The sequence below is a fragment of the Cellulomonas sp. CW35 genome, from assembly GCF_052378485.1.
Taxonomy (GTDB): domain Bacteria; phylum Actinomycetota; class Actinomycetes; order Actinomycetales; family Cellulomonadaceae; genus Cellulomonas; species Cellulomonas uda.
Map to the genome: position 1 here is coordinate 3,212,801 of NZ_CP199000.1, position 26,479 is coordinate 3,239,279.

Genomic DNA, 26,479 nt, shown 5'->3' on the forward strand with positions numbered 1-26,479 from the left:
ATGTCGGAGGCGGCGGCTAGCGTGCGCGCCGTGGCGACGAAGAGCGGACGGTCCTCGGCTTCCCGGACCCCGGGGTTCCGGTGCACCGAGTGCGGGTGGACGACGACGAAGTGGGTCGGCCGGTGCGGCGAGTGCCAGTCGTGGGGCTCGGTGGTCGAGGAGGCGGGCCCGGGCGGCGGTGCGCCGCGGACCGCGGCCGCTCCCCCGTCGCGTGGTCCCGCGCGGCCGATCGACGAGATCCCGGCCGAGACCGCGCAGGCGCGCCCGACGGGCGTCGACGAGCTGGACCGCGTGCTCGGCGGCGGGCTCGTGCCCGGTGCGGTGGTGCTGCTGGCGGGCGAGCCGGGGGTGGGCAAGTCGACGCTGCTGCTGGACGTCGCGGCGCGCGCCGCGCGGGGCGGCCGGCGCGTGCTGTACGTGACGGGCGAGGAGTCCACCGCGCAGGTGCGGCTGCGCGCGGGCCGGATCCGCGCGCTCGACCCGGCCCTGCTGCTGGCGGACGAGACGGACCTGGCGAGCGTGCTCGGTCACGTCGAGCAGTCCGACCCGGACCTGCTGGTCCTGGACTCGGTGCAGACCATCGCGTCGGCGCAGGTCGAGGGCTCGGCCGGCGGGGTCGCACAGGTGCGTGAGGTGAGCTCGGCGCTCATCCAGGCCGCGAAGTCGCGGGACATGCCGGTGGTGCTCGTCGGGCACGTGACCAAGGACGGGTCGGTGGCCGGGCCGCGCACGCTCGAGCACCTCGTCGACGTGGTGTGCCAGTTCGAGGGTGACCGGCACTCGCGGCTGCGCCTGCTGCGCGCCACGAAGAACCGCTACGGGCCGACGGACGAGGTCGGCTGCTTCGACCTGTCGGAGTCGGGCATCGTCGGGCTGCCGGACCCGTCGGGGCTGTTCGTGTCGCAGGCGCTGCACGCGGTGCCGGGCACGTGCCTGACCGTGACGCTCGAGGGCCGCCGCCCGCTCGCGGTCGAGGTGCAGGCGCTCGTCGCCCCCTCCGCCGCCCCGAACCCGCGGCGCACGACCAGCGGGGTCGACTCGGCGCGGCTCGCGATGGTGCTCGCGGTGCTGCAGCGCCGGCTCGGTGCGCGCCTCGCGGACCAGGACGTCTACGTCTCGACGGTCGGCGGCGCGCGGGTGGTCGAGCCCGCGGGCGACCTCGCGCTCGCGCTCGCCGCGATCGGCTCGCGGGAGGACGTGGCGCTTCCGCGCGGGCTCGTCGCGCTCGGCGAGGTCGGCCTCGCGGGCGAGATCCGGGCCGTCCCGGGGATCGGCCGACGCCTCGCCGAGGCGGCCCGGCTGGGCTTCCGGCGCGCGCTCGTGCCCGCGTCGTCGGTGGACGACCTGGTGCCGCCCGAGGGGGTGCACGTGCTCGGCGCGACGGACCTGGCGCACGCCGTCCAGCTCGTCATGACGGCCGCTTCACCCGCCCAGCCGGCGCCGGTTGCCTGAGCGTCCCGGGAGGCATCGTTACGATCAGTCGCGTGGCTGCCACGCACTCCCCCGACGACCTGCTGCGCTCGACCCTCGCAGCGGTCGCGCCGGGCAGCGCCCTGCGTGACGGTCTCGAGCGGATCCTGCGGGGCCGCACGGGCGCGCTGATCGTCTGCGGCTTCGACCGCACGGTCGAGAGCATCTGCTCGGGCGGGTTCGTGCTGGACGTGGAGTTCTCGGCGACCCGGCTGCGCGAGCTGTGCAAGATGGACGGCGCGGTGGTGGTCGACCGGGACATCAGCAAGATCCTGCGCGCCGCGGTCCAGCTGCTGCCGGACGTGACGATCGAGACGTCCGAGTCGGGCACCCGTCACCGCACTGCGGAGCGCGTCGCGAAGCAGACCGGCCTGCCCGTGATCTCGGTGTCCGCGTCGATGCGGATCATCGCGCTCTACGTGGGCAACCAGCGGTACGTGCTCGAGGACTCGACCACGATCCTGTCCCGCGCGAACCAGGCGCTCGCCACGCTCGAGCGGTACAAGACCCGCCTCGACGAGGTGTCGGGCACGCTCTCGGCGCTCGAGATCGAGGACCTGGTGACGGTCCGCGACGTCTCGGCGGTGGTGCAGCGCCTGGAGATGGTGCGCCGCATCTCCGACGAGATCGAGAGCTACGTGGTCGAGCTCGGCACCGACGGCCGGCTGCTCGCGCTGCAGCACGACGAGCTCGTCGGGACGATCGGCTCGGACCGCGAGCTCGTGATCCGCGACTACCTCGACGCGTCGCGCAACGACCTGGACACCGTGCTGCAGTCGCTCGCGGTGCTCGACTCGACGGAGCTGCTCGACATCGCGCGGATCGCCCGCGTGCTGGGCCTGCCCGGCGGCGGCGACGCTCTCGACGCGGCGGTCGGCCCGCGCGGGTACCGCCTGCTGTCGCGCGTCCCGCGGCTGCCGAACACGATCGTCGACCGGCTGGTGTCGCACTTCGGCGGCCTGCAGAAGCTGCTCGCGGCGGGCATCGACGACCTCATGGCCGTCGACGGCGTGGGCGAGCAGCGGGCTCGCGCGGTGCGCGAGGGCCTGTCCCGGCTCGCCGAGTCGAGCATCCTCGAACGCTACGTCTGACGCTCGCGCTCCGTCCGACCGCCCCGGCGAGCGACATCCTTCAGCGCAGACGTCTGCGGGACCGCTACGTCGCAGGACGCTCCTGCGCGGCGGCCTCGTCGTCGCGGCGCACGGCGGGTGCCGTCGGCTCGTCGTAGCCGAGCCGCCCACGCCGGACGACGAGCACGCCGAGGACGACGGACAGCACGATCACGACGAACGTCTGGCGGTCCTGGCGGGCGTCCTGGCACGCGGCGTCCCGGTCGGACACCGGGCTGCCGTCGACGTGCACGGTGTCGGCGAGCTCGAACCCGATCGACCGGCAGTCCACCCGCTCGCCGCCCTCCGTGCGGAAGCCGGGCGGCGTGAGCAGCAGGAACCCGAGCACGCCGAGGACCACGAGGGTCCAGCCCCACTGACGCCACGTCATGCGCACTCCCTGTCACGATCCGGTCCGTCGGACGCTTCGGACCCCTTGGCGATCCGGGCGAGCCGTACCGTACCGGACCCCGGGCACCCGACGCCGGGCTCGGACCCGACGGCATCACCGCAGGTCGAAGACCGCCTTGGCGACGACCTCGTCGTCGATCAGCAGGCGTGCGGTGTACGTGCCGGGGCGCGGGGCGGGCTGGCCCGCGGTGCAGCCCTTGACGGACCGCACGCGCGGCCAGCGGTAGGTCTCCTTGCTCGGCTCGTCGGGCCCGAGCAGCAGCGGACGGCTCTCGGCGTCGCGCCCGCAGTGCCAGGACGCCCACACCGTGTCGTCGCCCGAGACGACGCTCACGCGACGCATGCCGTCACCCGCGTCGACGAGGCACGCCTCGTCGCCGGTGTTGGTGTAGGTGATGCGGAACGAGGGCCGCTCCGTGCCCTCGTAGGCGGTCTTGGTGGCGTCGAACCCGACGTCGAGGTCGGCGACGCGGCAGACCGGCACGCCGGCGGCGCGCGCGGCGGCCTCGACGGGTGAGAGCGTGGGTGCGGCGTCGGGGGTGGTCGCGGCGGCCTTCGGGGTGCGCGAGGTCGGCGCGGCGGGCGTGCCGTCGTCGGGGCGCGTCACGGCCCGCACGACGAGCACGGCGGCGACGACGAGCGCGGCGACGACCGCGAGCGCGACCAGCCGCCGCACGACGTACACCCGGCGGGGCAGCACGGGCCGCGGCCCTCCGGCCCGTGGGCGTCCCGCTCTCGGCTCCGCCACGTGCGCCCCTCCCGTCGTCCTGCCCGTCGTCCTGCCCGTCCGAATGCCCGTCGACCCGCCCGTCGGGCCGCCCGTCGACATCCCCGTCGTCGGTGTCCGACGACGTCGGGGCCCACGGTACGAGCCGCGCCGGGGTGCACGCGCGCTGCGCGGTCGGGCGCGCCGCCGATCGTTGGCAGGATGCGGGGGTGAGCCTCGTCCCGCCCGCCTCCGGGCCCGCACCGGCACCCGCACCGGCGCCGGCACCGGTCGACCTCGTCGGGCCGGTCGTGGACTGGTTCGACGAGCACGCGCGGGACCTGCCGTGGCGCGCGCCGGACCGCACGCCGTGGGGTGTGCTGGTCAGCGAGGTCATGCTGCAGCAGACGCCCGTGGTGCGGGTGGAGCCGGCGTGGCGCGCGTGGCTGGGGCGGTGGCCGACGCCCGCGGACCTGGCGACGGCGCCGACGGCGGACGTGCTGCGTGCGTGGGACCGGCTCGGGTACCCGCGCCGGGCGCTGCGCCTGCAGGAGTGCGCGCGGGTGCTCGTGGAGCGGCACGGCGGGCGGGTCCCGGACGACGAGGACGCGCTGCTGGCGCTGCCCGGGGTCGGGGCGTACACGGCGGCGGCGGTGCGCGCGTTCGCGTTCGGGCGGCGCGCGGTGGTGCTCGACACGAACGTGCGACGGGTCCTGGCGCGGGCGGTGGACGGTGCGGCGCTGCCGGCGCCGACGCAGACGCGCGCGGAGGTGGAGCGGGCGCGGGTGCTGGTCCCGGCGCAGGACGCGCCCGCGGCGCGCTGGGCGGCGGCGAGCATGGAGCTCGGGGCGCTGGTGTGCACGGCGCGCTCGCCGCGCTGCGGGCAGTGCCCGCTCGTCTCGTCGTGCGCGTGGGTGGCGGCGGGGCGGCCGGGGGACGTGCACGCGCACCGGCGGCGCACGCAGGCGTGGCACGGCACGGACCGTCAGGTCCGCGGCCGGGTGATGGCGCTGCTGCGCGGGTCGCCCGTGCCGGTGCCGCGGCACGTGCTCGACGAGGCGTGGCCGGCGACGCCGCAGCGGGCCCGTGCGCTCGCGGGGCTGCTGGCGGACGGCCTCGTCGTGGAGGTGGCGGCGGGCGAGGACGAGCCGCCGGCGTACGCGCTGCCGGGCTGACGCGTGGGGGTCAGAGCTCGACGAGCATGCGCGTGTTCCCCAGGGTGTTGGGCTTGACCCGCGCGAGGTCGAGGAACTCGGCGACGCCGTCGTCGTGCGAGCGCAGCAGCTCGGCGTAGACCTCGGCGTCGACCGCCTGGCCCTCGATGGCGTGGAACCCGTGCTGGGTGAAGAACTCGACCTCGAACGTGAGGCAGAACAGGTGCCGCAGCCCGAGCGCGCGGGCGCGGTCCATGAGCGCGGTGAGCAGCGCGTGCCCGACGCGTCGGCCGCGGAAGGACCGGTCGACCGCGAGCGTGCGGACCTCGGCGAGGTGCTCCCACATGACGTGCAGCGCGCCGCACCCGACGACCTGCCCGGCGGTCGCGTCCTCGTCGGACTCCGCGACCAGGAACTCCTGCACGGACTCGTAGTAGCCGACCCACTCCTTGGCCAGCAGGATGCGCTCCTGCGCGTAGGGCTGGACGAGCCCTCGGATCGCGCGCACGTCGGCGGGCAGTGCTGGACGGACGTGCACGGGCGCTGCGGTCACGGGTCCAACCTAGGTGCCGCCCGTGCCGGTGCGGTGCGGGTGTCCGGTTCCGCGCGTCGTCAGCCGCGCGTGCGGATGCGGCGCACGGGGGCGGGCTCGGCGGCGTCGAGCAGGCCGACGGCGGTCGTCTCGTCGACGACGAGGTCGGTGACGACGCCCGCGCGCAGGGCTGCGAGCAGCGGCGCGACCTTGTTGTCGCCGGCGACGACGCACACGCGCCGCGGGAGGCGCTGGAGCTCGGTGGGGGTGGGTCCGGTGGCGCGGGCGTTGAGCGGGACGTCCTCCCAGGACCCGTCGGCGCGCAGGAAGACGGTGCACACGTCGCCGACGACGCCTTCGTCGTGCAGGACGCGCACGTCCGCGTCGTCGAGGTACCCGGCGGAGTACACGTGGGAGGGCACGGCGCCGGCGACGGCCCCGACGGAGAACACCGCGATGTCCGCACGTCGTTGCATGTCGAGCACGCGCCGCACGGAGCGTTCGCGCCACATGGCGGCCTTGGTGTCGGAGAAGTCGAAGAACGCGGGGACCGAGAAATGGTGCACGGCGGCCGCGAACGCGGTGCCGAACGACGAGATGAGGTCGCTCGCGTAGTCGACGCCGGACGTGCGCATGTTCGCGGCGCCGTTGAGCTGCACCACGGCGGACCCGCGGGTGGTTTTGGGCACGAGGTAGCGGGACACGGACGCGAGGGTGGTCCCCCAGGCGACGCCGAGGACCATGTCGGAGTCGAACCACGAGGTCAGGAGCTTGGCGGCGGTCATGGACACCTGGTCGAGCCGCTCGATGTGGGACGACGAGTCGGGGACCGGGACGACGTAGGCGTCGATGCCGAACGCGGCGGACAGCGACCGGCCGAGGCCGGGGGCGCGCGTGCTCGCCGGGCGCAGGGTGATCTCGACGAGGCCGGTCTCCCGCGCGCGCTTGATGAGCCGGGACACCGTGGACCGGGAGGTGCCCAGGTGCCGCGCGATGACCTCCATCTTCAGGTCCTGGAGGTAGTACATCGACGCGGCGCGCAGCACGTCCTGCTCGCGGTCCAACTCCATCGCTCCCCCTCACGACGGCGGGCGCGGCCGAGGGTGTGCACGTATGTGCACTCCGGTTGCGCATTCGTTCTGGTCGTGATGACCATAGCGAGCGCCGCCGGATCGGGCGACAGGGACGACGACGGACGAGCACCACCAGGAGGACGTGCGATGAGGACCGCTGCACTGACGGCCCAGGCACGGCAGGACGCACTGACGAGGTTGCGCGAGTCCGCGCGGCAGGGCGACGAGCTCGACGTCCTCGTCGTCGGCGGCGGCGTCACGGGCGCGGGCATCGCGCTCGACGCGGTGACCCGCGGGCTGTCCACCGCGATCGTCGAGGCGCAGGACTGGGCGAGCGGCACGTCGAGCCGCTCGAGCAAGCTGGTGCACGGCGGCCTGCGCTACCTGCAGATGCTCGACTTCCACCTGGTGCGCGAGGCGCTCACCGAGCGCGACCTGCTGATCCAGCGGATCGCGCCGCACCTGGTCAAGCCGGTCTCGTTCCTGTACCCGCTGGAGAACCGGGTGTGGGAGCGCGCGTACGTCGGTGCGGGCGTCGCGCTGTACGACACGCTCGCCACCGTCTCGGGCTCACGCCGCGCGATGCCGATCCACCGGCACCTGACGCGCAAGGGCATGGAGCGCCTGTTCCCCGACCTGCGCCACGACGCGGCGATCGGCGCGGTCCGGTACTGGGACGCGAGCGTGGACGACGCCCGCCTGGTCTCGACGCTGGTCCGCACGGCCGTGAGCTACGGCGCGCACGCCGCGAGCCGCACGCAGATCCTCGACCTGCAGACGACGACGGGCGGCGCGGTCACGGGCGCGGTCGTCGAGGACCTCGAGACGGGCGAGCGCATCGACGTGCGCGCCCGCCACGTCATCAACGCGACGGGCGTGTGGACCGAGCAGACGGAGTCGCTCGCCGGCTCCGAAGGCGGGCTGCGCGTGCTGGCGTCGAAGGGCATCCACATCGTCGTGCCGCGCTCGCGGATCGCGGGCGATACGGGACTGATCCTGCAGACCGAGAAGTCGGTCCTGTTCATCATCCCGTGGTCGCGGTACTGGGTGATCGGCACGACCGACACCCCGTGGGAGCAGGAGCTCACGCACCCGGTCGCGACGAGCGCCGACATCGACTACGTCATCGAGCACGCGAACGCGGTGCTCGCCCGGCCGCTCACGCGCGACGACGTGATCGGCACGTGGGCCGGCCTGCGGCCGCTGCTGCAGCCCGGTACCAAGGAGGGCACGTCGTCGGCCAAGGTGTCGCGCGAGCACACCGTGGCCTCCCCCACGCCGGGCCTGACGGTCATCGCGGGCGGCAAGCTCACGACGTACCGCGTCATGGCGAAGGACGCCGTGGACTTCGCGATCGGCTCGCGCGCGACGACGTTGCCGTCGCTCACGCACGACCTGCCGCTCGTGGGCGCGGAGGGCCTGCCGGTCGTCCAGCGCCAGTCGCGTGCGATCGCCCGGCGGTACGGCTGGGACCGCCCGCGCATGGACCACCTGCTGCACCGGTACGGCTCGCTGCTGGGCGAGCTGACGGACCTGTGCGACGAGCGCCCCGAGCTCGCCAAGCCGCTCACGCACGCACCCGCGTACATCGGCGCGGAGATCGTGTACGCCGCGAGCCACGAGGGCGCGCTGCACCTGGACGACGTGCTCATGCACCGCACGCGCCTCAACTACGAGCAGGCGGACAAGGGGGTGAGCGCGCTCGAGGAGATCGCCGCGCTCGTCGCGCCGGTGCTCGGCTGGGACGACGCGACGACGCGCCGCGAGGTCGAGGCGTACCGCGCGCGCGCCGAGGCCGAGGACGCCGCGGCGCAGGAGACCGACGACGCGTCGGCTCAGAAGGTGCGCCTGCGCGCGCTGGACCTGGCCCCGATGCGACCGCTGGAGTCCTGAGCCCCACCCCCGAACGCCCGCGCCCCCCGGCGCGGGAGCACGTGACAACGAAGTCCCGTCTCCGAGAAGTGAGGACCCATGGACGTCTCGCTCATGCAAGTGTTCGTCTCCGAGGTCGCCGGCACGACCCTGCTGCTCCTGCTCGGTGCGGGGGTCGTCGCCAACGTGATCCTCCCGGGCACCAAAGGCTTCGGTGGCGGCTGGCTGCTCATCAACTTCGGATGGGGCCTCGCCGTCTTCGCCGGTGTGTACGCGGCGTACCTGTCGGGCGCGCACCTGAACTTCGCGGTGACGATCGGCCTGCTGGCCAACGGCGCCGACGAGTACGCGCCCGGGGTCGCCGTCACGGCGGCGTCCACGTTCGTGTACCTCGCGGCGGAGATGCTCGGCGCGTTCCTCGGTGCCGTGCTCGCGTTCCTCGCGTACAAGAAGCACTTCGACGAGGAGGCGGACCCGGGCACCAAGCTCGCGGTGTTCTCCACGGGGCCGGCCGTGCGCAGCTACGGCTGGAACTTCGTGACCGAGGCGATCGGCACGTTCGTGCTCGTCTACGTCATCCTCATGTTCGCCAAGAACCCGGCGAACCTCGGCCCGCTCCCGGTCGCGCTGCTCGTCGTCGGGATCGGCGCGAGCCTCGGTGGCCCCACGGGCTACGCGATCAACCCGAACCGTGACCTCGGCCCGCGCATCGCGCACGCGCTGCTGCCCATCAAGGGCAAGGGCTCGAGCGACTGGGGGTACGCGTGGGTCCCGGTCCTCGGCCCGATCGTCGGCGGTGCGATCGCCGGCCTGCTCGCGCAGTGGACGCTCGACTACCTGGGCTGACCGCGCACGTCACCCATCCCCCACTCACGACGAGGTGAAGGAAGCTGATGTCTGACACGAAGTACGTCATGGCGATCGACCAGGGCACGACGAGCACGCGCGCGATCATCTTCGACCACAAGGCGCAGATCATCGCGACCGGGCAGAAGGAGCACGAGCAGATCTTCCCGAGGGCGGGCTGGGTCGAGCACGACGCGACCGAGATCTGGGTCAACACCCGCGAGGTCGTCGGGCAGGCGCTCGGCCGGGCGAGCCTGCAGAACTCCGACATCGAGGCCGTCGGCATCACCAACCAGCGCGAGACCGCGGTCGTCTGGGACAAGCGCACGGGTGAGCCCGTCTACCACGCGATCGTCTGGCAGGACACGCGCACGCAGAAGATCTGCGACGAGCTCGGCGCTGCGGGGGGCGGCGCGGAGCGGTACAAGGACCGGGTGGGGCTGCCGCTGGCGACCTACTTCTCGGGCCCGAAGATCCGCTGGATCCTCGACAACGTCGAGGGTGCGCGCGAGAAGGCCGAGGCGGGCCACCTGGCGTTCGGCAACACCGACTCGTGGGTGCTGTGGAACATGACGGGCGGGCCGGACGGCGGCGTGCACGTCACCGACGTGACGAACGCGTCGCGGACCATGCTCATGAACCTCGACTCGCTCACGTGGAACGAGGAGATCGCGGGCGAGATGGGCATCCCGATGTCCATGCTGCCCGAGATCCGCTCGTCGTCCGAGGTGTACGGCGAGGGCCGCGCGAAGGGCCTGCTCGCGGGCGTGCCGATCGCCGGCATCCTCGGTGACCAGCAGGCCGCGACGTTCGGGCAGGCGTGCTTCGAGGTCGGGCACGCGAAGAACACGTACGGCACCGGCAACTTCATGCTCATCAACACCGGGACCGAGATCGTGCCGAGCAAGAACGGCCTGCTCACCACGGTCTGCTACAAGATCGGCGACGCGGACGCGGTGTACGCGCTCGAGGGCTCGATCGCCGTCACCGGGTCCCTGGTCCAGTGGCTGCGCGACAACCTCGGGATCATCTCGTCGGCGCCCGAGATCGAGCAGCTCGCGGCGAGCGTCGAGGACAACGGCGGCGCGTACTTCGTGCCCGCGTTCTCGGGGCTGTTCGCGCCGTACTGGCGGTCCGACGCTCGCGGTGCGCTCGTCGGGCTCACGCGGTTCGTCAACAAGGGGCACATCGCGCGCGCGGCCCTCGAGGCCACGGCGTTCCAGACGCGCGAGGTCCTGGACGCCATGAACGCGGACTCGGGCGTGGACCTCACCGAGCTCAAGGTCGACGGCGGCATGATCGCCAACGAGGCGCTCATGCAGTTCCAGGCCGACATCCTCGGCGTGGACGTGGTGCGGCCGAAGATCGCCGAGACGACCGCGCTGGGCGCCGCGTACGCGGCGGGCATCGCCGTCGGCTACTGGAGCGGCGAGCAGGACGTCATCGACAACTGGGCCGAGGACAAGCGCTGGACCCCGCAGATGGACACCGCCGAGCGTGACCGGCAGTACCGGCTGTGGAAGAAGGCCGTCACGAAGACGTTCGACTGGGTCGACGACGACGTGCGGTAGTCCCGCTCGAGGGGCAGGCAGGAGGGCCGGGACGGGCGTCGTCCCGGCCCTCCGTCATGTCCCGCGCGTCCACTCTTCGAAATGAGACAGCCACGTGAGCGTCGCGGCGGGCGTGCTCGTGGCGCTCGAGGACGCAGCCGCCGCCCCCTCGCCGGTCCCGACCACCACCCCGACCCCGGCGCTCGCCGTCACGGGCACCTCGGCCGGACGGGTCCTGACGCTCGGCGCGGGCCTGCTCCTGGTGGGCGGCCTCGTCGTGGCGCTCGCCTCGCGGCGTCGGCGGGTCTGACCACGCGGACGAAGGCCGCCCCGGTTCCTCCCCGGGGCGGCCTTCGTCATCTCACCCGGTCGAGCCCGGGTTACGGGCCCACGAGGTTCCGCCGCGCACTACGGTCGGCGCAGGCGGACGTGCCGCCGGCGGTCACGGAGGTCATGATGAGGTCGAGCCAGTGGAAGCCGTCCGCGGGGACCGTCCTGTGGGGCGTCGTCATCCTGATCTTCGGGGTCGTCATCTACCTGGCCGGCCAGCAGCAGAACCTGCGGTCGATCGTGCTCGACGGCTACGACACCAGCGCGGGGGTGCCGACGATGGTGCTCGGCGCGATCATCGGGCTCATCGGCCTCGTCACGCTGCTCATCGGCGTGTGGCAGGCCGTGACGAACATCGACCTCGCGAGCATGATGGCCGCGCGCGTGCTCTTCGACCAGGAGCAGGCCAAGAAGGCGGCCGAGGCCGCGTCCGCCGAGACGCCCGCCGACGCCGACAGCAGCGCCGACGCGACGGACGAGCAGCCGGCCGACGCCGAGGTCTAGCGGCGGACCGTCGCGAAGGTGCCGTCGGGGCGCAGGTCCAGGCGGGCCATGCGGACCGTGCGCAGGTGGTCGCGGCCCGAGCGCTCGGCGTCGTGGTAGAGCAGGTACCACGCGTCGTGCCACTCGACGATCGAGCCGTGCGTGGTCCAGCCGATCACCGGCTCGAGCAGCACACCGCGGTACGTGAACGGCCCGTACGGCGAGTCCCCCGTGGCGTGGACGAGCTGGTGGGAGTCGCCGTTCGAGTACATGAAGACGTACGTGTCACCGACCTTGCTGATCCACGCACCCTCGAAGAACCGGTTCGGGTCGCGTGACGTGAGCGCACGGCCCTCGTCGTCCACGAGGACGAGCGGGCGCGTCGGCTCGGCGAGGGACAGCAGGTCGTCGGACAGCCGGGCGATGCGGGGGGCGAGCGCGGGCTCGTCGAGCCCGGGGTACGCGTCGACGCCGGTGTAGACGTCGTCGCGCCAGCGCTGCAGCTGCCCGCCGAGGATGCCGCCGGTGACCAGGTACGACGAGCCGTCGTCGTCGGTGAAGACCGCGGGGTCGATGCTGTACGCGCCGGGGATCGGCTCGGGCTGCGCGGTGAACGGGCCCGCGGGGTGCTCGGCCGTGGCGACGCCGATGCGGAACACGCCGTCGCGGTCCTTGGCGGGGAAGTACAGGTAGTACGTGTCGCCGCGGCGCGCGGCGTCGGGCGCCCACAGCTGGCGCGCGGCCCACGGGACCTGCTCGAGCGTCAGTGCGACACCGTGGTCGACGACCTCACCGTCGAGGGAGTCGAGGGACAGCACGTGGTAGTCGCGCATGTCGTAGTGGCTGCCGTGGTCGTCGGCGGTCGCACCCGTGTCCTCGTCGTGCGAGGGGTAGATCCACAGCGTGCCGTCCCACACGTGCCCCGACGGGTCGGCGGTCCAGATGCTGTCGATGAGCGGGCCCGGGGGCGCGTCCGGCACGACCTGCGCGAAGGCTCCTGCGGCGGCGTGCGCGACAGTGTCGGCGGCTCGAACGTGCATGGGGACCCGTCCTTTCGAGGATGCTGCCGAAACTCTACAGGCGGACTATCGGTCCGGCGCCAGGCCTTCGGTCCTCCGGACCACGCGGCACCCGCGGCGCACCCGCCCGGTAGCCTGCGCGGCATGCGCGTCGCCACCTGGAACATCAACTCGATCCGTGCCCGCACCGAGCGGGCGGTGGCGTTCCTCGAGCGGTCCGGCGTCGACGTCCTCGCGCTGCAGGAGACCAAGTGCAAGGACGAGCAGTTCCCGCACGAGGCGTTCGAGGCGCTCGGGTACGAGGTCGCGCACGTCGGGTACAGCCAGTGGAACGGCGTCGCCGTGGTCTCGCGGGTCGGGATCGATGACGTCGAGATCGGCTTCCCCGGCATGCCGACGTGGGGCGAGCCCGCCGCGGCCGAGGCGCGCGCGATCGGCGTGACGGCCGGCGGCGTGCGCGTGTGGAGCCTCTACGTCCCGAACGGGCGGGCGATCGACGACCCGCACTACGCCTACAAGCTCGACTGGCTCGCGCACCTGCGGGACGCCGCCGCGGGCTGGCTCGCGGCCGACCCCGGCGCGCAGGTCGCGCTCGTCGGCGACTGGAACATCGCGCCGCTCGACACGGACGTGTGGGACCCCGCCTGGTTCGCGGGCCGCACGCACGTCACGCCCGCCGAGCGCGACGCGTTCGCCGCGATCGCGCACGCGGGGTACACCGAGGTCTCGCGCGTGCACCTGCCCGCCGAGCACACCTACACGTACTGGGACTACCAGCAGCTGCGCTTCCCCAAGAACAAGGGCATGCGCATCGACCTCACCTACGCCTCCCCCGCGCTCGCGGCGCGTGTGACGGGCGTGACGATCGTGCGCGACGAGCGCAAGGGCAAGGGCGCCTCGGACCACGTCCCCGTGGTCCTCGACCTCGCGGAGGACGCATGAGCGAGCAGCCGCCGGCACCGCCGACGAGCCCCGACCCGTACCCGGCGACGCACTACGCGCCCACGTGGTCGGCCGCCGCGCGGCCGCCGCTCGAGGGGCTCGCCGTCGCGGCGCTCGTCGCGGCGCTGCTGTTCTGGCTGTGGCCCACGCTCGGGCTCGTCGGCCTCGGGCTGGGGGTCGCGGCGCTGCGTGCGACCCGCGCGAAGGGCACGCGCGGACGCGGCCTCGCGCGCGCAGCCGTCGTCGTGGGTGCGGTCGGTGCGCTCGTGGCGCTCGGCGCGACCGCCGCGGTCGTCGTCGCCGTGCAGCGCTCGCGCCCGATCGCGACCGACGTCAGCGGTCCCGTCACGACGACCGTGAACCGCCTGGACGCGGGGCACTGCGTGCGGGACCTGCCCTCCGACGGACCCGTGAGCGAGATCGTCGTCGTGCCGTGCGGCGACAAGCACGAGGCCGAGGTGCGCGCGCGAGTCACGGTGCGGTCCCAGCAGCCGTGGCCCGGCCAGACGCGCGTGGACGAGCTGGTGCGGCAGGCCTGCGAGCTCGACGAGCACTACGCCCGGACCGGTGAGCCGCTCGACGTCGTGTGGTCGCCCGACGAGAGCGGCTGGAACGGTGGCGACCGCCTGGGGCTGTGCGTGCAGCGCACCCGCTGACGCCCTCGCCCGGACCCCCAGCGCCGGGGCGCGCTAGCCCCCGCTGACGTCCTGGCGCACGGCGGGCCTCCAGCCCTCGTGGTGCAGTCGCTCGAACGCGTCCAGGAGCACGTCGAGCGCGAACGTCAGCTCGGCGGCCTGTGCGCCGTCCCGGTGTTCGCGTTCGAGATCTGGTGGGCCGTGCTGCTGCTCACGCGCGGTCTGCGCGCACCCGCCGCACCGGACGTCCCGGCCGACGTCCCGGACCGGGTCGCCGCGCGCTGACGCCGTGCGTCACTCGCCCGGGTAGCGGACCCCGAGCCGTCGGCGCACCTCGTCGGCCGTCTCCAGCACCGTGACGACCTCGTCGAGCGGGTGCAGCGGCGACTCGGTCAGCCCGGCCTCGACGTAGCGCGCGAGCGCCGCAGCCTGGAAGCACAGCCCGTCGAGCTCCTCGACACGGTTCTCGTCCCACGTCGCGCTCTCGTCGCCCACGTGGAGGGTCACGCTCGACGGCCCCCGGAACCGCGGACCCGTGGTGACCCAGCCGGCCTCGCCGTGCACGCGCGCCTCGTCGTCCGCGGGCGTGAGCATGGACGTGAACAGCTGCGCCTGCAGGCCCGGGTACGCGACCTGCAGCGCCACCTGCTCGTCGACGCCCGTGCGAGCGAGCGAGCCCATGACCTGCAGGTCCGTGGGCGTCGCCGGGAGTCCCACGGTGGTCGCGACGAACGACGCGAACGACAGCGGGTAGATGCCGATGTCGAGCAGCACACCGCCCGCGAGCGCCGGGTTCAGCAGACGATGGTCGTCGGGCACCTCGGCCCGCGTCGCGAACGAGCCCGTGACCCACCGCGGCCGGCCGATCAGACCGTCCTCGAGCACCTGGCGCAGCACGTCGACGTGCGGCAGGTACCGCGTCCACATGGCCTCCATCGCGAGGACGCCGGCCGCACGCGCCGCGTCGACGATCAGGCGCGCCTCGGCCGCGTTGCGGGCCAGCGGCTTCTCGACGAGCACGTGCTTGCCGGCCGCGATCGCCGCGAGCGCCTGGTCCGGATGGTGGCTGTGCGGGCTCGCGACGTACACGACGTCGACCTGCGGGTCGTCGACGAGCTCGTCGTACGACGACAGCGCCCGCTCGACCCCGTGCTCGTCGGCGAACGCCTGCCCGCGGGCGGCGTCCCGGCTCGCGACCGCCACCACGCGCTGGCCCGTGTGCCGGTGCAGCGAGGCGACGAAGTGCCCCGCGATCCACCCCGGGGCGACCACGCCCCAGCGCAGGCTCGGCGCGTCGGACGGGTCGGGGAACCGGGGCTCGGGCAGCAGCAGCGTCACGCGCACACTGTGGCACGCTCCCGACGAGGTCGGGTGCGGCCGCCACCGGCGTGCCGTGCGGTGCGCCCTGTGGAGAACTCTGAACGGCCCGGTCGTCACGTCGCTACGGTCCTGCGTCATGCTCACAGACCGGACCCCGTCGCCGAACGGCCCGACCACCGACCTCGCCGATCCGCAGGCGCGACGCCTCCGCCGCGTGCGCACCCGGCTGATCCTCGTCGTCGCCCTCGCGGTCGCCGGCCCAGTCCTGGTGGGCCTCGCGCTGCTCCCGACGCTCGGCAGGCTCGGGCAGCTCGACGACCAGCTGTCCGCGCTGCCCTCGCCGCCCGCCGGCACCGCCGAGGAGGCGTTCACGCTGCCTCTCGGGTTGTCGCCCGGGACCTGCTACGCGGAGCTTCCCGGCGCCGACGACATGTCCGACCTGCACGAGGTCGACTGCGCGCGGCCGCACCTCACGGAGCTGAGCGCCGCTGTCGCCCTGACCGAGCCGTTCGACGAGTCCGACTGGACCGAGCTCGCCGAGATCGAGGCGGCATGCATGCACGCGAACGACGCGTTCGGCACCGCACCCGGCGAGCAGGCGACCAGCCCCGAGAGCTACCGCCACTTCATCGCGTGGCCCCACAGCAGCCAGTGGGACGACGAGGGCGGACGCGTCGCCTACTGCTTCTACGTCTCCCGGCCCGGTCCGACGACGGGCTCGCTCGTCGCCGGCACCTCCGAGCTCCTCCCCGGCCGGGTGTGACGCCCACACCCGGCACGGGGGGACCGCTCAGGCGCCCGTGATGCTCAGGCCCGTGTCGGTGCGGTCGACGACGATCGTCTGGCCGTCGTGGATCTGGCCGGACAGCAGCGCGCGGGCCAGATTGTCGCCGATCTCGCGCTGGACCAGGCGGCGCAGCGGGCGCGCGCCGTACGCCGGGTCGTAGCCCTCGATCGCAAGCCAGTCGCGTGCGGCGGGCGTGACCTCGAGCGTGAGGCGGCGGTCCTGCAGGCGCCGGGCGAGCGACGCGACCTGCAGGTCCACGATCTGGCCGATCTCCTCAAGGCTCAGCGGGTCGAACAGCACCACGTCGTCGAGCCGGTTGAGGAACTCCGGCTTGAACGCGGCACGCACCGCCCCCATCACCGCGTCCCGCTTCTCCGAGTCCGACGTCAGCGGGTCCACCAGGAACTGCGAGCCCAGGTTCGAGGTGAGGATGAGGATGACGTTGCGGAAGTCGACCGTGCGGCCCTGGCCGTCGGTCAGGCGGCCGTCGTCGAGCACCTGCAGCAGCACGTCGAACACCTCGGGGTGCGCCTTCTCGACCTCGTCGAGCAGGACGACCGAGTACGGGCGCCGCCGCACGGCCTCGGTGAGCTGGCCGCCCTCCTCGTAGCCGACGTACCCGGGAGGTGCACCGACGAGCCGCGCCACGGAGTGCTTCTCGGCGTACTCGGACATGTCGATGCGGACCATCGCGCGCTCGTCGTCGAACAGGAAGTCCGCGAGCGCCTTCGCGAGCTCGGTCTTCCCGACGCCCGTGGGGCCGAGGAACAGGAACGAGCCCGTGGGGCGGTCGGGGTCGCTGATGCCCGCGCGGGCGCGGCGCACCGCGTCGGAGACCGCGGCGACGGCCTTCTTCTGCCCGATCAGGCGCTCGCCGAGCACCTCCTCCATGCGCAGCAGCTTGGCGGTCTCGCCCTCGAGCATGCGGCCCGCGGGGATGCCCGTCCACGCCGAGACGACCTCGGCGATCTCGTCGGGGCCGACCTTCTCCGCGATCATCGGCGGTGCGTCGACCGTGTCCTGCTCGGCCTCCGTCGCCTCAGCGTCGGCGATCTGCCGCTGGAGCGTGGGGATCTCGCCGTACAGGATGCGCGCGGCCTTCTCCAGGTCGCCCTCGCGCTGGAGCCGCTCGGCGTCCGAGCGCAGCGCGTCCAGGCGCGCCTTGAGTTCGCCGACGAGGTTGTGGCCCGCCTTCTCCTTCTCCCAGCGCGCGTTGAGCGCCGCGAGCTCCTCGCGACGGTCCGCGAGGTCGGCGCGCAGCCGCTCGAGCCGGTCCAGCGACGCGGGGTCGTCGGACTCGGAGAGGACGACCTCCTCCATCTCGAGGCGCGTCACGGCGCGCTGCAGCTCGTCGATCTCGATGGGCGACGAGTCGAGCTCCATGCGCAGGCGCGACGCGGCCTCGTCGACGAGGTCGATCGCCTTGTCGGGGAGCTGGCGGCCCGTGATGTACCGGTCGGACAGCGCAGCGGCGGCGACGAGCGCCGCGTCGGAGATCGTCACCTTGTGGTGCGCCTCGTAGCGCTCCTTGAGCCCGCGCAGGATCGCGACGGTGTCCTCCACGGACGGTTCGCCGACGAACACCTGCTGGAACCGCCGCTCGAGCGCGGGGTCCTTCTCGATGTGCTCGCGGTACTCGTCGAGCGTGGTCGCGCCGACGAGCCGCAGCTCGCCGCGCGCGAGCATGGGCTTGAGCATGTTGCCCGCGTCCATCGCGCCCTCGCCGCCGGCACCCGCGCCGACGACCGTGTGCAGCTCGTCGATGAACGTCACGACCTGCCCGTCGGAGCCCTTGATCTCCTCGAGCACGGCCTTGAGCCGCTCCTCGAACTCTCCGCGGTACTTGGCGCCCGCGACCATCGAGGCGAGGTCGAGCGCGACGAGCTTCTTGCCGCGCAGGGACTCCGGCACGTCGCCCTCGACGATGCGCTGCGCGAGCCCCTCGACGACGGCGGTCTTGCCCACTCCGGGCTCGCCGATCAGCACGGGGTTGTTCTTGGTGCGGCGGGACAGCACCTGCACGACGCGCCGGATCTCCGAGTCACGTCCGATCACCGGGTCGAGCTTGCCCTCGGCCGCGCGCTGCGTGAGGTCCACGCCGTACTTCTCGAGGGCCTTGTAGGTGCCCTCCGGGTCGGGGCTGGTGACGCGCGCGTTCCCGCGCACGGTCGGCAGCGCGGCGAGCAGGGCGTCGCGCGACGCCCCGGCCGCGCGCAGCGCGTCGGCCACGCCGGACTGCCCGGCCGCCAGGCCGATGAGCAGGTGCTCGGTCGAGACGTAGTCGTCGCCGAGCGTGCGCGCCTCCGCGTTGGCGGCCTCGATGGCGGCGGCGGTCGCGCGCGACGCGCTGGGCTGCGCGACCGTCGAGCCCGACGACGAGGGCAGGTTGACGAGGATGCCGCGCACCGCACGGCCGAGGGCCCCGCGGTCGGCACCGACCGCGTCGAGCAGACCGTTGGCGACGCCGCCCTCCTGCTGGAGCAGCGCGTCGAGGATGTGTGCCGGCTCCAGCTGCGGGTTGCCGGCGGCGCTCGCGGACTGGATGGCGCTGCCGAGCGCCTCCTGCGAGCGGGTTGTGAGCTTGGCGTCCACGTGACCTCCCTGCGCGAGTCTCGCGCGTCGTCGATGCGTCTGCACATCCCAACGCGACAAAGTTGAGTGTATTCCGCTCAACTTGAGATCCGCTGCCCGAGCGCGGGCGACGTGCGCGGGTCAGCCGCCCGGGCCGGGGTCGTTGTCGGGAGCGCCGTCGCCCCCAGGCAGGTCGCCGCGCTCCACCGGCTCGCCCTCCGGGGGCGTGGGGAGCTCGGAGAAGAGGGTGGCGAGCTCGCCGTCGCGCGCCGGACGCACCGCAGCGCCCGCCGCGCGCAGGGTCGCGGTGTCCACGCCGTCGCCCTCGAGCAGCACGTGCACGCCGTCGGCCACCACCTCGCACGAGGCTCCCTCGCCGTCGTCCTCGAGCTGTGCGCAGGCCGGAGCCTGTCCGCCGGCTGCGCGGGACGTGCGCAGCAGCACCGTGCCGGCCGGGCTGACGTAGGCCGCGGACATGCCCTCGTCGCCCGAGACCCCGACGGACTGCACAGCGAGGTCGAACCCGTCGACGTCGGTCACGTAGACAAGGTCCCGCGCGATCCCCGCGTACTGCATCCGGGCCGCGACGTCCGCGCCGCCGGTCCCGGTGGTCCCGCCGCCGCCGCACGCGCCGAGCGCCAGCACGACGAGCGCCCCGACGAGCCCACCGGCGGCGGCCGCCGCACCCCTGCGGTCACGGTCGCGGCAGCCCCGAGCGCGGTTCATGCCTCGCACCGTACCGGCCGCCGCCCGCGCGCGGGCCGCCCGGCGGACGACGAGGCCCCGGCCCGGTCGTCGAACCCGGGCCGGGGCGTGGCCGCCGGGCAGCGCGGGACGTGCATCGAGCCGACACCTCGTCGTCGCCGCCCGGCAACCTCGCCGCCCTAGCGTCGAGCGCGACCGATGACGACGGAAGGGCGACGATGACCCTCACACTCACGCTCGTACGGCACGGGCGCACCCACTTCAACGCACGCCGCGTCCTGCAGGGCCGCTGCGACTCCCCGCTGACGCGCGACGGACGCCAGGGCGTCCGGACCACCGCCCGGCACCTGGCCGGCACCCCGTTCACGGCCGCCTGGTCCTCACCGTCCGGACGCGCCGTCTCGACCGCGGTCGAGCTCCTGCGCCACCACGAGGACGTGCGCCTGCGCACGCACGTGGACCTGCGCGAGTACCACTTCGGCGTGTACGAGCGCCGGCCCGAGCACACGCTCGACGCCGTCCAGCCCTGGCCCACGCTCGTCGAGCAGGTGCTCGCGGGCACGCACCCCGGGCTGCCGGGCGGCGAGCACGCGGCCGACTTCATGGGCCGCACGACCCGCGTGTTCGCGCGGCTCGTCGAGCAGCACCTCGGCACCGACGAGCACGTGCTCGTCGTCGGCCACGGCCTCGCGCTCGGCGCGTACCTCGCGACGCTCGCGCCCGTCGGCCTCGTCGCGCTGCCCAACGCGTCGGTCAGCACGGTCGAGGTCGACGACGACGGCACGGCCCGCATCGCGCGGCTGGCCGAGGACGTCGCCGCCCAGGGCGCGCTCGCGGCGCGCCCCGCGACGCCCGGTGCCACCCGCCCCGCGCTCGCGCCGGTCGCCTGACCCGTAGCGGGTGGACCTGCGCTCGCCTGGTGAGCGCAAGTCCACCCGTCAGCGCGTCGCGGCGCGTGCGGCGCGTGGGGCACGATGCGCAGATGAGCGACGGGGCCGCATGGGGTGACGAGCAGCCGGACGTGCTGGGTGGCGCGTGGGTCGCGCGGACGCTCGAGCTGCCGCCCGACGACGAGAGTGCGCGCGAGGGCGTCGACCCCGTCGCCACCCTCGTGCACCGACCACCGCGCCACCGGCGCGCGGTGCTGTACCTGCACGGGTTCGTCGACTACTTCTTCCACCCGCACGTCGCGGACGCGCTCGACGCCGCGGGCTGGGACCTGTACGGGCTCGACCTGCACGACTACGGCCGGTCCATCCGCGAGGGCCGACGCCCCAACCACACGCGCGAGCTCGCGGGGTACGCACGCGAGATCGACGCGGCCGTCGCCCTCCTGCGCGCCGACCACGACCGCGTCGCGCTGCTGGGGCACTCCACGGGCGGTCTGGTCGCGGCGCTGTGGGCGGATGCGCGCCCCGGGCGCGTGGACGCCGTGGTGCTCAACTCGCCCTGGCTCGATCTGCGCAAGCCCTGGTTCGACCGCGTGGTGCTCACGCGCATCCTGCGCGTGCTCGGTCGCGTCACCCCCGAGCTCGTCGTCGGTCACATCCAGCCGCACTACGGGCGCGCGCTGCACGCCGGCTCGGGCGGCGAGTGGACGTACGAGCTGGCGTGGAAGCCGCACGAGGGCTTCCCGGTGCGCGCGTCGTTCATCCGCACCATCCGCGCCGGGCACGCGCGCGTCGCGCACGGGCTCGACATCCGTGAGCCCGTGCTGGTCCTGACGTCCGACGCCACGGGTCCCGACGACCGCGTCCACGACGGTCTGCTGACCACCGACTCGGTGCTCGACGTCGCCCAGATCGCCGCGCGCGCCCCCGGGCTCGGCCCGCACGTCACGCTGACCACGGTCCCCGGCGGCGCGCACGACCTCGCGCTGTCCCCCGCCCCCGCACGCGAGGAGTACCTGCGCGCGGTCGTGGCGTTCCTCGACGCGCACGCGCCCGCCTGACCGCGCTCGCCTGACCGCGCCCGTCTGACCGCGCCCGTCTGACCGCGCTCGCCTGGCCGCGAGCCCGGAGCGGACGCTCGCCGCGTGCGCCCCGGGCCCGCACCGTCAGGTGACCTTGACCGACACCGCCGACGAGCTCGCGCCGTTCAGGTAGGTCGTGGAGCTCGAGGTCGGCCTGTACACCGCTGTGACCTTGTACGACCCCCTCGCCTGGGCGGGCAGCGTGACGGTCGTCGTCCCGGCGTGCGTCGCGGTCATCGTGACCGTGACGGTCTTGGTGCCGATCGTCACCGCGACCGACCCGAGCGGCTTGGTCACCAGGCCACCCGAGTCGACCCGCACGGTCGCCTTGAGCGTCGAGCCCGCCGTGACCGACGGCACCGACAGCTTCACCGTCGGCGTCACGCGCGGCACCTTCGTCTGCACCGACGTCGAGCGCGCGACCGAGCCGTCCGCGCCCCGCGCGGTCACCCGCACCGACAGCTGCTTGCCCACGTCGGACTTGGCGACCTTGTACGACGACGCCGTGGCGCCGGCGATCGCGACGCCGTCGCGCAGCCACTGCACGCTCGTCGAGACCGGGCCGGGCGACCACTCACCACGCTTGGCCCACACCGTCCGGCCGTAGCCGACCGTGCCCGAGATCGTCACCCGGGTCACGTTCGTGATCGGCGGGACGACGGTGACGGGCGTCGACGTCACTGACGTCGGCAGCCAGCCCGCGCCGCCGCGCGCGGTCACGCGCGCCGACAGCCGCGTGCCGCCGTCGGCCGCGGTCACGGTGTACGTCGACGAGGTCGCGCCCGAGATCGCGGTGCCGTCCCGCAGCCACTGCACGCTCGTCGTCGCCGACGACGGGTTCCAGGTCCCGCTGCCGACCTGCAGGGTGGACCCGACCCACGGGTCGCCCGTGATCGCCGGCTGTGCCACGTTCTGCACGGCGAGCGGGATCACCACGTCGCGGGTCGTCGAGATCACCGCGCGACGCGCGTCCGCCGGGTCCGTCGACAGCGGCGTCGTGTTGCCCGTCCAGAAGCCGGCGACGAACGGCGCGTTGCGCGGGTTCGTCGCGGTGTCCGGCTCGAGCCACAGCGCGAACTCGGTGTCCGACGGGAGCCACAGCTTCCCCATGGAGAACGACCCGTCTGCGTACACGGTCTCCCGGGCGGCCCGCACCCACGCGCCCGTCCGCGGGTTGCGGTCGTACCGGTACACCGCGACCGCGCCGTCCTCCATCGGGTCGAACGTGAAGCCTTCGGGGGCCGTGACGCGCCCGCGGATCGCCGGCAGCATCGTCGGCCGCAGCACCACCGACGTCCCCGGGCTCACGAGACGTGCGCGCGACCACACCGCCGACAGGTCGGTGCCGTCCGCGGCGAGCACCGTGCCGTCGGACGCCATGACGCCCGTGCCGACGAGCCCGGACCCGTCGGTGACCACGAGACCGTAGGTCCGGCCGGTGTCGAGGCCGCTCAGGACGAACGAGCCGTCCCAGCGCGACAGCTCGCTGACCGCGCGGACCTTCCCGTTCGTGCCCGTCGCCGCCGCGATCCACAGCCTCGTCTCGTACCCGCTGAAGCTCGGCTCGTCGATGCGGCCCGAGATGCTGCCGCTGAGGTTGGGCCGCAGGACGAGCCCGCTCGCGGGCGCCGTGACCGCGGTCGCGTCGGAGCGCAGCGACACGAAGTACCCGTCCGCGGCGTTCCAGGTGCCCGTGTAGAGGGTGCGGGTGCTGTCCGCGAGCTGCAGGTGCACGGGGGTGCCGGACGGCACACCGCCCACGACGAACGTGCCGTCGGAGCGCACCGTGCCGCTCACGTACCGCATCGGGGAGGTCCCGACGACCCCCTGGACCGTGAGCCTCGAGTGGTCGCCCACGTACGTCGCCGGGAGCTGGACGCGCCCGCTGACCTGAGTCGCGAGCGACGCGGTGACGACGAGGTCGCTCGTACCGGGGGCGATCACCGCGGCGTCGGTGTGGAACATCGTCGTCGTCCCCGACGCGGTGACGTACCCGTTGAGCAGGCGGTGCTGGCCGTCGTGGAGCAGCAGCAGGTGGTCGCGGCCCTCGCGCAGGTCGCGGTCGACCGTGAACGTGCCGTCGGCCGCGACGGGCACGAACGTCGCGGGGAGGGTCGGCGACTGCGTGCCGGCGCCGACGCCCGTGAGCACGCGCAGCTCGACGCGCGGTGGTGCGGCGGCGGAGTACGTGTACCCCGTCGGGAAGACGACGCGTCCGGTGATGGGTGCGGGATCGGCCGCGCGTGCGGGGACCGCGAGCGCGGTGAGCACCATGAGGAGCGCGCACGCGAGCGCGAGCAGCGAGGTGCGCGCACGGGATGCCGTGGGCAGGGGTGCCATGGGGGCCTCTCGTCGAGGTCGGTGGTGCCGGGGAGCGGGTCGGGCAGGGTCGCGGACGGTCAGGTGACCTTGACCGTCAGGGCCGACGAGGTCGCGCCGTTGAGGTACGTCGTCGAGGTGGACGTCGGCGTGTACCTGGCTGTGACCTTGTGCGAGCCCTTGCTCTGCGCGGGCATGGTGACGGTGACCGTCCCGGCCCGGGCCGCGGTCAGGGTGACCGTGGTGGTCTTCGAGCCGAGCGTCACCGCGACGGTCCCGAGCGGCTTGGTCACGAGACCGCCGGAGTCGACCACGACGGTGACCTTGACCGCCGTCCCGGCCTTCACGGACGGCGCGGACACCCTGACGGTGGGCGTCACCTTCGGCACCTTCGTCTGCAGGGACGTCGACCGCGCCTGCGAGCCGTCCGCCGCGCGCGCGGTCACGCGCACCGACAGCCGCTTGCCCACGTCGGACTTGGCGACCTTGTACGACGAGCCGGTCGCGCCGCTGATCTCCACGCCGTCGCGCAACCACTGCACGCTCGTCGACGTCGGCGGCGTCGACCACGTGCCACGGTCGGCCCACACCGTCTTCCCGTACGCGACGGTGCCGGAGATCGACGCGCGCGTGACGTTGCTGATGGGCGCGGGCGCGACCGTCACGCCCGGCGACGTCGCGGTCGCGGCCAACCACCCGGTGCCGCCCTTCGCGGTGACGCGCACCGACAGCCGGGCGCCCTCGTCGGCGGCCGTCGGCGTGTACGTCGTGGACGTCGCGCCGCTGATCGCCGCGCCGTCACGCAGCCACTGCACGCTCGTCGTGACCGCGGCGGGGTCCCACGTGCCCGTCGTCGCGCGGACCGTGGAGCCCACCCGGACCGTGCCGGTGACCGCCGGGGCGGTCAGGTTGCGCACCGCGAGCGGGATCACGACGTCGATGCCGGTGGTGTGCCGCACGACCTTCGCCTTCGCGGGGTCGCTGGTCAGGGGCGTGCCGTTGCCCGTCCAGAAGCCGGCCGTGAACCGCGCGTTCTTCGGGTTCACGTCGGCGTGCGGGTCGAAGTACACGAGGTGGTCCTCCGTCCGCTTCGCCAGGTCGAAGGCCTGGAGCGAGAACCAGCCGGTCTCCGCGACGCGCTGCGAGTCGGTCTCGGCCCACGTGCCGTCCGTGCCGCGCCGCCACAGCTGGACCTCCGCGGCGTGCGTGTCCCAGTAGCCGAACAGGAAGTCGTCCGGGGCGGTCACGAAGCCGCGCACCCCGACAGTGGTCGGCGGGCTCAGGACGACGCCGGTCGTCGTCGGGCGGACCTTGCGCAGGCTCGACCACGTCGCGTCGAAGCCGGGCTCCCCCGGCCGGATCGGGGACCACGTGCCGTCGGCCCGCTGCGCGCCGGGCTCCAGGTCGTCGAAGCTGAACATCCCGATCGCATACGAGCGGCCGGTGTCGAGGTCCGGGATGGTGAACGTGCCGTCCGCGTCCGTGTACGTCGAGACGTTCTCCCGGAAGCCGGACGCGTCGCTGACCGCGTCGAGCGCGATCGTCGTGTTCGCCAGGATCGCGGCCGGTGCGTCGACGCGCCCCGAGATGCTGCCGGCGAGGTTCGGCCGCAGCGTCAGGCCGCTCGCGGGCGCGGTGACCGTGCCGACGTTCAGCCGGGAGCCCGAGAAGTACCCCGTCGCCGGGTTCCACGCGCCGTCGAACAGGACGTACTGGGGGTCGACGAGCTCGATCCGGACGGCCTGGCCCGACGGGAAGCCGCCCACGGTGAACCGACCGTCGGCCTCGATGCGCCCGTAGGCGAACCGCTCGGAGCCGTCGTACGGCTTGCCGACGGTCGCGACCACGCTGAGCGGGCGGTTCGGGTCGGGCGTGTACCCGGCGGGCAGGACGATGCTGCCGGTCACCTGCTGGCCGAGCGTGGCGGTGACGACGACGTCCGTCCGACCCGGCGCGACGAGCGCGCCGTCGGGGTGCTGCTGCGCGATCCCGCCGCTCGCGGTCACGTACCCGCCGACGAGCCGCTGCTGGCCGTCCTGGAGCACCAGGTAGTACTGACGGCCCGACTGCAGCCTGCTGCCCGGGACGGTGAACGTCCCGTCGGCCGCGACGGAGGCGTACAGGATCGGGTAGCGCACCGGCTCGGTGGTGGTGGCGCTGGCCGGGTAGCGCACCTCGAACCGCGGCGGCGTCGCGGCCGAGTACGTGTACCCGGCGGGGAGGACGACCCGCCCGGTGATGTCGAGCGGGTCGGCCGCGCGCGCGGGGACGGCGAGCGCGGACACGAGGAGCGAGAGCGCTCCCACGATGGCGAGGAGCGCGGTGCGGGCGCGCGGGACGGCTGTCGGGGCGGGGGTCATGCGTACGGCCTCTCGTCGACGACGGCTCGCGCCGACGCCGGCGCGAATGTCGGGACTGTACCGATTCGGCCCTTGCCGCGGACGATGGTCGCCACATGTCGGGACGCCCGATGACCTGCGGGTTCACGCGCCGAGGGGGCGCAAGCGCTTCGACAGGGCGCGCTGCACCCGCCCGGCCCGCCGCCGACCGGGTGACGGGGTGAAACGGTTCGCCGGTGCTGACCGGGCCGCCGGGAGCGGTAACCAGGACCCGGCCCGCCCGCACCCGGCGGCGGGCGGGGCTGCGGACGGGCCGTCCGCGGGGAGGAGCGCA

At 73.9% G+C, this 26,479-nt stretch carries 24 protein-coding genes; 14 read left to right on the plus strand and 10 right to left on the minus strand.

Going from position 1 to position 26,479, the window contains the following annotated elements; translation table 11 throughout:
• Positions 1–1,452, plus strand: a complete 1,452-nt coding sequence (gene radA / locus ACT17Q_RS14620) for a DNA repair protein RadA (RefSeq protein ID WP_141320246.1) — start codon at positions 1–3, stop codon at positions 1,450–1,452.
• A 32-nt stretch (positions 1,453–1,484) separates the two neighbouring features.
• A complete protein-coding gene (disA, locus tag ACT17Q_RS14625) occupies positions 1,485–2,561 on the plus strand; it encodes a DNA integrity scanning diadenylate cyclase DisA (RefSeq protein WP_094181714.1) in 1,077 nt (358 codons plus the stop codon).
• 64 nt (positions 2,562–2,625) lie between these two features.
• Here the strand turns inward: disA and ACT17Q_RS14630 are convergent, their stop codons facing one another.
• Positions 2,626–2,970 (minus strand): hypothetical protein, encoded by a 345-nt coding sequence (locus tag ACT17Q_RS14630; RefSeq protein ID WP_141320248.1) that lies wholly within the window; start codon positions 2,968–2,970, stop codon positions 2,626–2,628.
• 114 nt (positions 2,971–3,084) lie between these two features.
• Positions 3,085–3,690, minus strand: a complete 606-nt coding sequence (locus tag ACT17Q_RS14635) for a hypothetical protein (RefSeq protein WP_444663322.1) — start codon at positions 3,688–3,690, stop codon at positions 3,085–3,087.
• A gap of 236 nt (positions 3,691–3,926) precedes the next feature.
• Between ACT17Q_RS14635 and ACT17Q_RS14640 the strand changes: the two genes are divergently transcribed.
• A complete protein-coding gene (locus ACT17Q_RS14640) occupies positions 3,927–4,871 on the plus strand; it encodes an A/G-specific adenine glycosylase (RefSeq protein WP_444663324.1) in 945 nt (314 codons plus the stop codon).
• 10 nt (positions 4,872–4,881) lie between these two features.
• On the opposite strand, the gene ACT17Q_RS14645 is transcribed toward ACT17Q_RS14640, so the two are convergent.
• Positions 4,882–5,403 (minus strand): amino-acid N-acetyltransferase, encoded by a 522-nt coding sequence (locus ACT17Q_RS14645; protein ID WP_094181711.1) that lies wholly within the window; start codon positions 5,401–5,403, stop codon positions 4,882–4,884.
• Between the two features lie 59 nt (positions 5,404–5,462).
• Entirely contained in the window at positions 5,463–6,452 is a 990-nt protein-coding gene (locus ACT17Q_RS14650) for a sugar-binding transcriptional regulator (RefSeq protein ID WP_444663326.1), read from the minus strand.
• 150 nt (positions 6,453–6,602) lie between these two features.
• Here ACT17Q_RS14650 and ACT17Q_RS14655 point away from each other — a divergent pair, with 150 nt between their 5' ends.
• The 5 genes from ACT17Q_RS14655 (at position 6,603) to ACT17Q_RS14675 (ending at position 11,557) form a co-directional block, all read left to right on the plus strand.
• Entirely contained in the window at positions 6,603–8,348 is a 1,746-nt protein-coding gene (locus ACT17Q_RS14655; protein WP_444663328.1) for a glycerol-3-phosphate dehydrogenase/oxidase, read from the plus strand.
• Between the two features lie 78 nt (positions 8,349–8,426).
• Entirely contained in the window at positions 8,427–9,173 is a 747-nt protein-coding gene (locus tag ACT17Q_RS14660; protein WP_141320257.1) for an MIP/aquaporin family protein, read from the plus strand.
• 47 nt (positions 9,174–9,220) lie between these two features.
• Positions 9,221–10,744 carry a glycerol kinase GlpK gene (gene glpK / locus ACT17Q_RS14665; protein WP_444663331.1) on the plus strand — a complete coding sequence of 508 codons (1,524 nt, stop codon included), beginning with the start codon at positions 9,221–9,223 and terminating at the stop codon, positions 10,742–10,744.
• A 94-nt stretch (positions 10,745–10,838) separates the two neighbouring features.
• Positions 10,839–11,033, plus strand: coding sequence for a hypothetical protein (locus ACT17Q_RS14670; protein WP_141320261.1), 195 nt, complete (start codon positions 10,839–10,841; stop codon positions 11,031–11,033).
• Between the two features lie 146 nt (positions 11,034–11,179).
• On the plus strand, positions 11,180–11,557 hold the full coding sequence (locus tag ACT17Q_RS14675; protein ID WP_157732674.1) for a hypothetical protein: 378 nt from the start codon (positions 11,180–11,182) through the stop codon (positions 11,555–11,557).
• Here the strand turns inward: ACT17Q_RS14675 and ACT17Q_RS14680 are convergent.
• Positions 11,554–12,576, minus strand: coding sequence for a glycoside hydrolase family 43 protein (locus tag ACT17Q_RS14680; protein WP_141322289.1), 1,023 nt, complete (start codon positions 12,574–12,576; stop codon positions 11,554–11,556). The genes ACT17Q_RS14675 and ACT17Q_RS14680 overlap by 4 nt on opposite strands.
• A 123-nt stretch (positions 12,577–12,699) precedes the next feature.
• On the opposite strand from ACT17Q_RS14680, the gene ACT17Q_RS14685 reads away from it, so the two are divergent.
• The 3 genes from ACT17Q_RS14685 to ACT17Q_RS14695 all read left to right on the plus strand — a co-directional run bounded on the left by ACT17Q_RS14685 (position 12,700) and on the right by ACT17Q_RS14695 (position 14,417).
• Positions 12,700–13,497: an exodeoxyribonuclease III gene (locus tag ACT17Q_RS14685; RefSeq protein WP_141322291.1), complete on the plus strand. Its 798-nt coding sequence runs from the start codon at positions 12,700–12,702 to the stop codon at positions 13,495–13,497.
• Complete coding sequence (locus ACT17Q_RS14690; RefSeq protein WP_444663334.1) at positions 13,494–14,153, plus strand: DUF4190 domain-containing protein; 660 nt, start codon at positions 13,494–13,496, stop codon at positions 14,151–14,153. Before ACT17Q_RS14685 ends, ACT17Q_RS14690 begins: the two co-directional genes overlap by 4 nt.
• Positions 14,154–14,231: 78 nt before the next feature.
• Positions 14,232–14,417, plus strand: coding sequence for a hypothetical protein (locus ACT17Q_RS14695; protein WP_444663336.1), 186 nt, complete (start codon positions 14,232–14,234; stop codon positions 14,415–14,417).
• 9 nt (positions 14,418–14,426) lie between these two features.
• On the opposite strand, the gene ACT17Q_RS14700 is transcribed toward ACT17Q_RS14695, so the two are convergent.
• Complete coding sequence (locus ACT17Q_RS14700) at positions 14,427–15,470, minus strand: Gfo/Idh/MocA family protein (RefSeq protein WP_444663338.1); 1,044 nt, start codon at positions 15,468–15,470, stop codon at positions 14,427–14,429.
• 118 nt (positions 15,471–15,588) lie between these two features.
• On the opposite strand from ACT17Q_RS14700, the gene ACT17Q_RS14705 reads away from it, so the two are divergent.
• Positions 15,589–16,215 carry a hypothetical protein gene (locus ACT17Q_RS14705; protein WP_444663340.1) on the plus strand — a complete coding sequence of 209 codons (627 nt, stop codon included), beginning with the start codon at positions 15,589–15,591 and terminating at the stop codon, positions 16,213–16,215.
• A 27-nt stretch (positions 16,216–16,242) separates the two neighbouring features.
• On the opposite strand, the gene clpB is transcribed toward ACT17Q_RS14705, so the two are convergent.
• Together clpB and ACT17Q_RS14715 are read right to left on the minus strand one after the other, a co-directional pair.
• Entirely contained in the window at positions 16,243–18,831 is a 2,589-nt protein-coding gene (gene clpB / locus ACT17Q_RS14710; RefSeq protein WP_094181699.1) for an ATP-dependent chaperone ClpB, read from the minus strand.
• A gap of 120 nt (positions 18,832–18,951) precedes the next feature.
• Complete coding sequence (locus ACT17Q_RS14715) at positions 18,952–19,536, minus strand: hypothetical protein (RefSeq protein ID WP_444663343.1); 585 nt, start codon at positions 19,534–19,536, stop codon at positions 18,952–18,954.
• A 197-nt stretch (positions 19,537–19,733) separates the two neighbouring features.
• Between ACT17Q_RS14715 and ACT17Q_RS14720 the strand changes: the two genes are divergently transcribed.
• Both ACT17Q_RS14720 and ACT17Q_RS14725 read left to right on the plus strand, forming a co-directional pair.
• On the plus strand, positions 19,734–20,405 hold the full coding sequence (locus ACT17Q_RS14720; protein WP_094181697.1) for a histidine phosphatase family protein: 672 nt from the start codon (positions 19,734–19,736) through the stop codon (positions 20,403–20,405).
• Between the two features lie 92 nt (positions 20,406–20,497).
• Positions 20,498–21,466 (plus strand): alpha/beta hydrolase, encoded by a 969-nt coding sequence (locus tag ACT17Q_RS14725; protein ID WP_444663345.1) that lies wholly within the window; start codon positions 20,498–20,500, stop codon positions 21,464–21,466.
• 105 nt (positions 21,467–21,571) lie between these two features.
• Here the strand turns inward: ACT17Q_RS14725 and ACT17Q_RS14730 are convergent, their stop codons facing one another.
• Positions 21,572–23,827, minus strand: coding sequence for a hypothetical protein (locus ACT17Q_RS14730; RefSeq protein WP_444663347.1), 2,256 nt, complete (start codon positions 23,825–23,827; stop codon positions 21,572–21,574).
• A gap of 59 nt (positions 23,828–23,886) precedes the next feature.
• Complete coding sequence (locus ACT17Q_RS14735; RefSeq protein WP_444663349.1) at positions 23,887–26,166, minus strand: hypothetical protein; 2,280 nt, start codon at positions 26,164–26,166, stop codon at positions 23,887–23,889.
• Between the last annotated feature and the right edge of the window lie 313 nt (positions 26,167–26,479).

Excerpts from the sequence above, each read along its gene's own strand:
- radA (WP_141320246.1), top strand. The coding sequence starts at position 1 with ATGTCGGAGGCGGCGGCTAGCGTGCGCGCCGTGGCGACGAAGAGCGGA.
- ACT17Q_RS14630 (WP_141320248.1), bottom strand. The coding sequence starts at position 2,970 with ATGACGTGGCGTCAGTGGGGCTGGACCCTCGTGGTCCTCGGCGTGCTC.
- ACT17Q_RS14650 (WP_444663326.1), bottom strand. The coding sequence starts at position 6,452 with ATGGAGTTGGACCGCGAGCAGGACGTGCTGCGCGCCGCGTCGATGTAC.
- ACT17Q_RS14655 (WP_444663328.1), top strand. The coding sequence starts at position 6,603 with ATGAGGACCGCTGCACTGACGGCCCAGGCACGGCAGGACGCACTGACG.
- ACT17Q_RS14660 (WP_141320257.1), top strand. The coding sequence starts at position 8,427 with ATGGACGTCTCGCTCATGCAAGTGTTCGTCTCCGAGGTCGCCGGCACG.
- glpK (WP_444663331.1), top strand. The coding sequence starts at position 9,221 with ATGTCTGACACGAAGTACGTCATGGCGATCGACCAGGGCACGACGAGC.
- ACT17Q_RS14675 (WP_157732674.1), top strand. The coding sequence starts at position 11,180 with ATGAGGTCGAGCCAGTGGAAGCCGTCCGCGGGGACCGTCCTGTGGGGC.
- ACT17Q_RS14680 (WP_141322289.1), bottom strand. The coding sequence starts at position 12,576 with ATGCACGTTCGAGCCGCCGACACTGTCGCGCACGCCGCCGCAGGAGCC.
- ACT17Q_RS14685 (WP_141322291.1), top strand. The coding sequence starts at position 12,700 with ATGCGCGTCGCCACCTGGAACATCAACTCGATCCGTGCCCGCACCGAG.
- ACT17Q_RS14690 (WP_444663334.1), top strand. The coding sequence starts at position 13,494 with ATGAGCGAGCAGCCGCCGGCACCGCCGACGAGCCCCGACCCGTACCCG.
- ACT17Q_RS14705 (WP_444663340.1), top strand. The coding sequence starts at position 15,589 with ATGCTCACAGACCGGACCCCGTCGCCGAACGGCCCGACCACCGACCTC.
- ACT17Q_RS14715 (WP_444663343.1), bottom strand. The coding sequence starts at position 19,536 with ATGAACCGCGCTCGGGGCTGCCGCGACCGTGACCGCAGGGGTGCGGCG.
- ACT17Q_RS14720 (WP_094181697.1), top strand. The coding sequence starts at position 19,734 with ATGACCCTCACACTCACGCTCGTACGGCACGGGCGCACCCACTTCAAC.
- ACT17Q_RS14725 (WP_444663345.1), top strand. The coding sequence starts at position 20,498 with ATGAGCGACGGGGCCGCATGGGGTGACGAGCAGCCGGACGTGCTGGGT.
- ACT17Q_RS14730 (WP_444663347.1), bottom strand. The coding sequence starts at position 23,827 with ATGGCACCCCTGCCCACGGCATCCCGTGCGCGCACCTCGCTGCTCGCG.
- ACT17Q_RS14735 (WP_444663349.1), bottom strand. The coding sequence starts at position 26,166 with ATGACCCCCGCCCCGACAGCCGTCCCGCGCGCCCGCACCGCGCTCCTC.